Origin of the sequence: Alteripontixanthobacter muriae (assembly GCF_013336795.1) — a bacterium.
In the GTDB taxonomy this organism is placed as follows: domain Bacteria; phylum Pseudomonadota; class Alphaproteobacteria; order Sphingomonadales; family Sphingomonadaceae; genus Pseudopontixanthobacter; species Pseudopontixanthobacter muriae.
The window spans coordinates 1-370 of record NZ_JAAFZT010000037.1; the positions used below are offsets into that span (position 1 = coordinate 1).

Sequence of the window (370 nt, forward strand, 5' to 3'; positions counted from 1 at the left end):
CGTAGTTCAGTCGGATTCCGATGGTGTCGATGCCGGGGTTCTGCTCCGAATTGAACAGGCGCGCATTGCTGATGTGCACCCAGCTCGCCTCCACGCTCCAACGTTCGCTAACAGCGGTTCCGATGGCAATCTCCGGCTCGAACAGGATGCGGCTGCCGAGATCCGTCCGAAATTCGTTGTTACGATCTATTCGGAAATCGGGCGCGTCATGAATGACGAGGCCGATGCCGGGCCGGAGATAGACCGGGCCTGCCGCAATCTTCCAGCTGAGCCCGCCGCCTGCGAAATTCGTATCCCCCTCGCTGTTCAGCGAGGCGAAGACATATGGCTCCGGGCTGCCGATGAAAGCGAGCGCCTCTGCCCGTTCGAA

General features: G+C 60.5%; 1 protein-coding gene. It reads right to left on the minus strand.

Features of this window, described 5'->3' with window-relative positions; genetic code table 11:
- The coding region (locus G7A66_RS12710; protein WP_174296067.1) for an acyloxyacyl hydrolase at positions 1-370 on the minus strand (370 nt) is incomplete at both ends.